Genomic DNA, 6,971 nt, shown 5'->3' with positions numbered 1-6,971 from the left:
TCCGCCGGGGCTCCGCGTCCGAGGGCGTCCGGGCGGCGCGGCGATTCGCGTTCGCCGGCCGGCTCGCGCGCTCCGGTCTGCCCGCCGGGGGCCACGGGCGCGAGCATGGCGGCGACGGCGGTCGTCAGGGGGATGGCCAGCACGAGTCCGACGGAGGCGACGAGGGTGCGGACGATCTCCTCGGCTATCTCCCCGAGTTGGAGCAGCTCGAGCGTGGGCCGTTGGATGATCGACGCGCTCAGGAGCAGGGTGATCGCCGTCCCCACGTAGGCGAAGGCCAGGGTGTAGACGGTCGAGGCGATGTGGTCGCGGCCCACGGCCATCCCCTGGAGGAAGAGGCGGCGGCGGGCGAGCCTCGGGTTGGCGGCGTGCAGCTCCCACACGGTCGAGACCTGGGTGATCGTCACGTCGTTGAGGGCGCCGAGCCCCGCGAGGATGATGCCGCCGAGCAGCAGGGCCTGGAGGTCTATGCCCGGAATGGGGGTCCTGAGATTGCGCGCCTCCTCGCTCAGCGCGCCCGTGAGATTCGAGGTCTCCACGGCCCACCAGGCGAGGCCGGTGGTGATGAGCAGGCCCGAGAAGGTTCCCAGCACGGCCGTCGTCGTGCGGATGGAGACGCCGTGTGCCAGGTAGATGGACGCGAACATCATGGCCGCCGAAGCGACGAGGACGACCATCACCGGGTGGGAGGAGACCGTCAGGGCGGGGATCATGAAGGCGCCGACGACGCCGAGGCTCACCCCCAGGCCGATGAGGGCCATGAGGCCTTTGATCCGGGCGACGAGGACGACGGCCACGACGTACAGCAGGAGCAGCGCCAGCATCGGCCCGGTGCGCACGAAGTCCTGGAAGATGTAGACGACGCCGGATTCGAGGGCCTTGGGGTAGAACATGGCCAGGATCTCGTCGCCGGGCTCCAGGCCGTTGGCGACGATCTCAGCGGGCACGTGGACTGGGACTTCGACTCCCGACACCCTCATCTTGACCGGCGTCTGGCCGTTTTTGTCGGTCTGGCCGACCGACGTGATCTTGCCCTTGACGTACTCGACTCCCCTGTCGCTCAGGGGGCGCGACCCGACCGGCGTCTCCCCCTTCGGCCACAGGACGATCAGGGCCACGAGGGTCAGGGCCGCCAGCGGAACGACGATCGCGGCCAGGAGCGCGCGCACGCGGCGGCGCTCGGCGGGGCCGATGTCCAGCGGCCCGCCGTGCGAATGCGAATGGGCGTGGGAGTGGACGGGCGCGCGCCGGTCCGCGGACGCCGACCGCTCCGCCCGCGTCCCGTCCGTGCGCTCGTCTAGCATCCGCGCCCGCCTAGCAACCGGCCAGCTCGCGCGCCAGGAAGGCCTCGACGTCGTCGGCGGGGATGCGGACCTGCTCCATGGTGTCCCGGTCGCGCACGGTCACGGCGCGGTCCTCCAGCGAGTCGAAGTCGACGGTGACGCAGTACGGCGTGCCGATCTCGTCCTGGCGGCGGTAGCGGCGGCCGACGGCGCCGGCGTCGTCGAAGTCGACGTTCCAGTTCCTGCGCAGCTCGGCCGCCAGCTCGCGGGCGACCGGCGAGAGCCGCTCGTCGCGCGAGAGAGGGAGGACGGCGGCCTTGACGGGCGACAGGCGCGGGTCGAGGCGCAGGACGACGCGCCTGTCCACCCCGCCTTTGGCGTTGGGCGCCTCGTCCTCGCCGTAGGCTTCGACGAGGAACGCCATGAGGGAGCGGGTCAGGCCGGCGGCGGGCTCGATGACGTAGGGGATCCAGCGCTCCCCGCTGGCCTGGTCGAAGTAGGACAGGTCCTTGCCCGAATGCGTCGAATGCGTGGACAGATCGAAGTCCGTGCGGTTGGCGATGCCCTCCAGCTCGCCCCATTCGGACCCCTGGAAGCCGAAGCGGTACTCGATGTCGACCGTCCGCTTGGAATAGTGGGAGAGTTTATCCTGCGGGTGCTCGTACAGGCGCAGGTTCGCCGGGTCGATTCCCAGGCCGACGTACCATTCGCGGCGCTGGTCGATCCAGTACCGGTGCCATTCCTCGTCAGTGCCGGGTTCGACGAAGAACTCCATCTCCATCTGCTCGAATTCGCGCGTGCGGAAGATGAAGTTGCCCGGGGTGATCTCGTTGCGGAAGGACTTCCCGATCTGCCCGATCCCGAACGGCGGGCGCTTGCGCGCCGAGGTCATGACGTTCTGGAAGTCGACGAAGATGCCCTGGGCCGTCTCGGGGCGCAGGTAGTGCAGGCTCGACTCGTCCTCGACCGGCCCCAGATGGGTTCTGAGCATCATGTTGAAGTCGCGCGGCTCCGTCCACTGCCCGCGCGTGCCGCAGTTCGGGCAGGCGATCCCGGCGAGCTCGACCGAGTCGGGGTCGTCGATCCCCTTCCTGGCGGCGAACTCCTCCTGCATCTGGTCGACGCGGAAGCGCTTGTGGCACGAGAGGCACTCGGTGAGCGGGTCGTTGAAGACGCCGACGTGGCCGGAGGCCACCCACACCTCGCGAGGGAGGATGATCGAGGAGTCGAGGCCGACCACGTCGTCGCGCGAGGTGACCATGTGCCTCCACCACTGGCGCTTGATGTTCTCCTTGAGCTCGACGCCCAGCGGACCGTAGTCCCACGCGGACCTCGTGCCGCCGTAGATCTCGCCGCAGGGGAAGACGAAGCCGCGCCGCTTGGCCAGGGCGATGGCGTTGTCGAGGCGGGATGGGGCCTTTCTGGCCATATGGCCGTGCTCCTTTCGTAGCCGCGCTCCGGTGGCGCGGAAGCCGTCCGCGCCGTCAGCGGCGCACGAAATGCCTCGATTCTACCCGCGAGGGGCAGGAAGCGGATCCAGGCCGTTCGAGTGTTGGGAGCCGGGTTGCGCAGACCGCCCGATCCGGCCTGCGCGGTTCGTCCCGCTCCGCGCCCGGCGGCGCCGACCGCGACCGGCGGTTTTGACATCGATTCCGAACTGAGATGATAATCGTTCTCATGCAACGTTCTCCTTTCTCGCGACTCTTCGCCTTCCTCTCGACGCTCGCCCTATGCGCAGGCTTGGCCTCCTGCGGCTCTTCGACGAAGGAGAGCGACGGCGCAGCGAAGAAATCGGGGGGCAAACTCAACGTCGCCACGTCCTTCTACCCCGTCCAGTGGCTCGTCCAACAGATCGGGGGCGACAAGGTCACGGCCACGTCGGTGACCCCCGCCAACGTCGAACCCCACGACTACGAGATCTCCCCCGCCCAGATCGCCAAGCTCGGCAAGGTCGACGCGCTCGTCTACGTCAAGGGATTCCAGCCCTCCCTCGACGAGGCGGCCGAGGCCCTCAAGGGCCCGAAGATCGTCGACCTGTCGGGCTCGGTCGACCTCGTCCACCACGAGGGCGTCGAATCCGAGCACCACGAGCACAAGGACGGCGAGGGCCACGCCCACAAGCATGCCCACAAGAGCGGATCCGAGGACCTCGACCCGCATTTCTGGCTCGACCCCGTCCGCATGGGCAAGGCGGCCGACCGGGTGACCGAGAGGCTCGCGAAGGCGGACCCGTCCTCGGCCGAGACGTTCAAGGCCAACGCCAAGAAGCTCAAGGAAAGGCTCGGCGCCCTGAACGGCTCCTACGACAACGGCGTGAAGACCTGCCAGCGCCGGGCGATCGTCACGACCCACACGGCCTTCGGCTACATGGCCGAGCGCTACAAGCTGACGCAGATCGCGCTGTCGGGCATCGACCCAGAGGCCGAGCCCTCCCCCGCGGTGCTCGCCCAGGTCAAGAAGTTCATCCAGGAGAACGGAACCACGACGGTCTTCACCGAGGAGCTCCTGCCCACCAAGACCGCCGAGGCGCTCGCCAAGGAGACGGGGATCAAGACCGACGTCCTCAATCCGTTGGAGTCCAAGCCCGACGACGGCGACTATATTTCGGCCATGGACAAGAACCTCAAGGCCATCCGGACGGCTCTAGGCTGCTCCTAAGCGGCAAGCGGCCGGCCCCGGAGGCTTCGGGGCCGGCTCGGCCACGCGCCCGCGTGTGCGTCGCAGCCTTCGACGCGGAACGCGGGCTCCCCACCCACGACGCGATCCACAGGAACGATGCACGACACCTCCTCTCCCCCGCCCATCTCCGTCTGCGACCTGTCGGTCGTCCTCGGCGGCGCCTCCATCCTGGACGGCGTGTCGCTGGACGTCCCGGCCGGCCAGTCCCTGGCCCTGCTGGGCGCCAACGGCTCCGGCAAGTCGACGCTCGTGCGGGCCATGCTGGGAATCGTCCCCGCCGCGGCGGGGACCGCCAGGCTCTTCGGCGCGAACGTCGCCGAACGCCGGAGCGTGCCCTGGCGGCGCATCGGATACGTGCCGCAGCGCGTGACCGCCTCGGCCGGCGTCCCCGCGACGGCTCTGGAGGTCGTGCGCTCGGGACTGCTCGGGCCGCGCAACCCGTGGGCGGACCGCGGGCCGAAGGCCAAGAGGCGGGCGATGGAGGCCCTGCGGGCCGTGGACCTGGCCGATCGGGCCCAGGACCACGTCCAGGTGTTCTCGGGCGGGCAGTCCCAGCGGGTCCTCATAGCCCGCGCCCTCGTGCGCGACCCGGACCTCCTCGTGCTCGACGAGCCGCTGGCGGGGATCGACAGGGACTCGCGGACGAGTCTGGCCGGCATCCTGGCCTCGCTGCGCGAGCGCGGCACGACGATCGTCACCGTCCTCCACGAGATGGGCGAGCTGGCCGAGCTCGTCGAACGCGCCGTGGTCCTCGCGGAGGGGCGCGTCGTCCACGACGGGCCTCCCCCGCGCCCCGTCCCCGGGCACGACCGTCCGGGCCACGACCACGTCCACCCCCACGAGTCGGCCGAGCCGGCCGGCCACCACGCCCCCTCCCTGAGATTGGACCCCCGCTCATGATCGACGCCCTGGGCCAGATGCTCTCCTCGCCTCTGATGCAGCGAGCCCTCGTCGTGACGGTCCTCGTCGGGGTTTCCGCGCCCGTCATCGGCACCTACCTCGTCCAGCGGGGCATGGCGCTCATGGGAGACGGCATCGGCCACGTCTCCCTGACGGGGGTGGCGATCGGCTGGCTGACCGCCGGCGCCCTGAACCTGGCCCCCCGCGACGTCCTGGCGGTCCCCGGCGCGATCGCAGCCTCGATCGTCGGCGCGGTCCTCATCGAGCTCGTGCGCGCCCACGGACGCACCGGCGGAGACGTCGCCCTGGCCATGCTCTTCTACGGCGGCATCGCCGGAGGCGTCCTCCTCATGGGCCTGGCGGACAGCACCAGCGCGAACCTCATGCGCTACCTCTTCGGATCCGTCGCGGTCGTCCTGCCCGAGGACGTCCTGTACACGGCGGTCATGGCCGCGGCGATCCTAGCCGTCGGAATCGGCCTGCGCGGCCCCCTCTTCGCCCTCTCCCACGACGAGGACTTCGCCCGCTCGTGCGGCCTGCCCGTGCGCACGCTCAACGTCCTCGTGGCCGTCGTCGCGGCCCTGACGGTCTCGGTCGCCATGCGGGTCGTCGGAGTGCTCCTCGTCTCGGCCGTCATGATCGTCCCCGTGGCCATCGCCCAGCTGCTCTCCCACTCGTTCGTCCGCACGATGGCGATCTCCATGGGCATCGGCGTCGCGGTGTCGGTCGTCGGACTGGTCACGACGTACTTCAAGGCCCTGCCCTCGGGCGCGACCATCGTCATCATGCTCATAGCCCTGTATATAATGGCGGCGGTGGGACGCGCCGCCGTCGGCGTCTGCGTCCGCCGTTAGGACTCAGGTGAAGTATGCCCGCCCGCACACGCAACACGGCACAGCGCCAGGCCATCTCCAAGCGCCTGGAGGAGCTCTCCGTGTTCGTATCGGCCCAGCGGCTGCACGAGGAGTTGGCCAGAGGCGGCACGAAGATCGGCCTGGCGACCGTCTACCGCACGCTCCAGACCCTGGCCTCCGACGGCACGGTGGACACCCTGCGGACCGACTCCGAGATCCTCTACCGCTACTGCGGGACGGATTCGCACCATCACCACCTCGTGTGCAGGCTCTGCGGGAAGACGGTCGAAGTGGCCGGCAGCCAGATCGAGGCCTGGGCCAACCAGATCGCCTCCGAGGCGGGCTTCGTCGACGTCGAGCACACCGTCGAGCTGATGGGCACGTGCGCCTCCTGCGCGGCGAACCGTTCCTGAACCGCATGCGTGTCGCTTAAACTCCCCCGTATCCACAACGTTCCCCGGCATGCCGCCGAAGTGGTGTCGCAAAGATGCCTACGTTAGAATCGCAGCATGCACAAGGCTATCGGCCACTTGGTGGCGACCGGTCCCTTCCCCGTCGTCTTCCTCGTCATGGTCCTGCTGGTCGCCTCCCGCTCGAACCTCGTCTACGGGATAGGCAGGTACGGCAGGCTGCTGACGATATCGGGCGCCGAGCCGGCCGCAGGCCCGCGGCGCCGGGTGTGGCTGTGGGCCAACGCCGGGGCGACCCAGCGGGCCATGGACAACATCCGCCGTCGCGGCTGGATCGTCATCTCCCTGTCCTATCTGACGGTGGGGATCCAGACGATCGTCAACGTCGCGGCCGGGGTCGTCGGCCTGTCGTGGCCGCGCTACGTCCTGGCCGCGATCCCCGGATGGCTCGCCTGGGCGCTCATCTACTCGACGATCGGCTACGCGGTGTGGAGGGCCGCCGTCGCGGCGGCCGCCGGGTCGCCGGTCGGGATCGCGGTCATCGCGACGGCGCTCGCCGCCGCCGTCGCCTTCCTCGCGGTGCGCAGGCTCCGGCGTTCGCGCCGGGCTCACGGCGCGTCGCAGGACGGGTGATGGAGAGCGTCGAGGCCCGCCTGCCGATCAGGCTCGGGCAGTTCGTCAAACTCGCCTCGCTCGCCTCGACCGGCGCCGAGGCCGGCGAAGCCGTCAGGGCCGGGGACGTCACCGTCAACGGCCGCGTCGAGACGAGGCGCGGGCACCGGCTCGCCGACGGCGACGTCGTCGCCCTCCGCCTGCCCGGCGGGGGCGAGGCCGCGGTCAGGCTC

Annotated in this window: 8 protein-coding genes; 6 read left to right on the top strand and 2 right to left on the bottom strand. The window is 70.0% G+C overall.

Annotated features, from left to right (window positions below; translation table 11 throughout):
• Both HMPREF0043_RS08085 and HMPREF0043_RS08080 read right to left on the bottom strand, forming a co-directional pair.
• On the bottom strand, positions 1–1,304 hold a 1,304-nt coding region (locus tag HMPREF0043_RS08085; RefSeq protein WP_021602529.1), incomplete at its 3' end, for a YibE/F family protein.
• A 10-nt stretch (positions 1,305–1,314) separates the two neighbouring features.
• Positions 1,315–2,712, bottom strand: coding sequence for a glycine--tRNA ligase (locus HMPREF0043_RS08080; RefSeq protein ID WP_021602528.1), 1,398 nt, complete (start codon positions 2,710–2,712; stop codon positions 1,315–1,317).
• Positions 2,713–2,960: 248 nt separating this feature from the next.
• Between HMPREF0043_RS08080 and HMPREF0043_RS08075 the strand changes: the two genes are divergently transcribed.
• From HMPREF0043_RS08075 to HMPREF0043_RS08050, 6 genes are all read left to right on the top strand, one after another.
• Entirely contained in the window at positions 2,961–3,941 is a 981-nt protein-coding gene (locus tag HMPREF0043_RS08075) for a metal ABC transporter substrate-binding protein (RefSeq protein ID WP_040318181.1), read from the top strand.
• A gap of 117 nt (positions 3,942–4,058) precedes the next feature.
• A complete protein-coding gene (locus tag HMPREF0043_RS08070; RefSeq protein WP_021602526.1) occupies positions 4,059–4,862 on the top strand; it encodes a metal ABC transporter ATP-binding protein in 804 nt (267 codons plus the stop codon).
• Positions 4,859–5,716, top strand: coding sequence for a metal ABC transporter permease (locus HMPREF0043_RS08065; protein ID WP_021602525.1), 858 nt, complete (start codon positions 4,859–4,861; stop codon positions 5,714–5,716). Before HMPREF0043_RS08070 ends, HMPREF0043_RS08065 begins: the two co-directional genes overlap by 4 nt.
• A gap of 14 nt (positions 5,717–5,730) precedes the next feature.
• On the top strand, positions 5,731–6,129 hold the full coding sequence (locus tag HMPREF0043_RS08060) for a Fur family transcriptional regulator (RefSeq protein WP_021602524.1): 399 nt from the start codon (positions 5,731–5,733) through the stop codon (positions 6,127–6,129).
• Positions 6,130–6,225: 96 nt separating this feature from the next.
• Positions 6,226–6,759 (top strand): VTT domain-containing protein, encoded by a 534-nt coding sequence (locus HMPREF0043_RS10315; protein WP_021602523.1) that lies wholly within the window; start codon positions 6,226–6,228, stop codon positions 6,757–6,759.
• Positions 6,759–6,971: RNA-binding S4 domain-containing protein (locus HMPREF0043_RS08050; RefSeq protein WP_021602522.1), on the top strand; the 213-nt coding region annotated here is incomplete at its 3' end. The genes HMPREF0043_RS10315 and HMPREF0043_RS08050, both read left to right, overlap by 1 nt.

It is taken from the genome of Actinobaculum sp. oral taxon 183 str. F0552 (genome assembly GCF_000466165.1).
Taxonomy (GTDB): domain Bacteria; phylum Actinomycetota; class Actinomycetes; order Actinomycetales; family Actinomycetaceae; genus Peptidiphaga.
Note: the sequence above shows the minus strand (reverse complement) of the source record. Positions and strands in the feature narration are given on the sequence as shown.

Coding starts and splice junctions, on each gene's coding strand:
- HMPREF0043_RS08075 (WP_040318181.1), top strand. CDS start 2,961: ATGCAACGTTCTCCTTTCTCGCGACTCTTCGCCTTCCTCTCGACGCTC.
- HMPREF0043_RS08060 (WP_021602524.1), top strand. CDS start 5,731: ATGCCCGCCCGCACACGCAACACGGCACAGCGCCAGGCCATCTCCAAG.
- HMPREF0043_RS08070 (WP_021602526.1), top strand. CDS start 4,059: ATGCACGACACCTCCTCTCCCCCGCCCATCTCCGTCTGCGACCTGTCG.
- HMPREF0043_RS08065 (WP_021602525.1), top strand. CDS start 4,859: ATGATCGACGCCCTGGGCCAGATGCTCTCCTCGCCTCTGATGCAGCGA.
- HMPREF0043_RS10315 (WP_021602523.1), top strand. CDS start 6,226: ATGCACAAGGCTATCGGCCACTTGGTGGCGACCGGTCCCTTCCCCGTC.
- HMPREF0043_RS08080 (WP_021602528.1), bottom strand. CDS start 2,712: ATGGCCAGAAAGGCCCCATCCCGCCTCGACAACGCCATCGCCCTGGCC.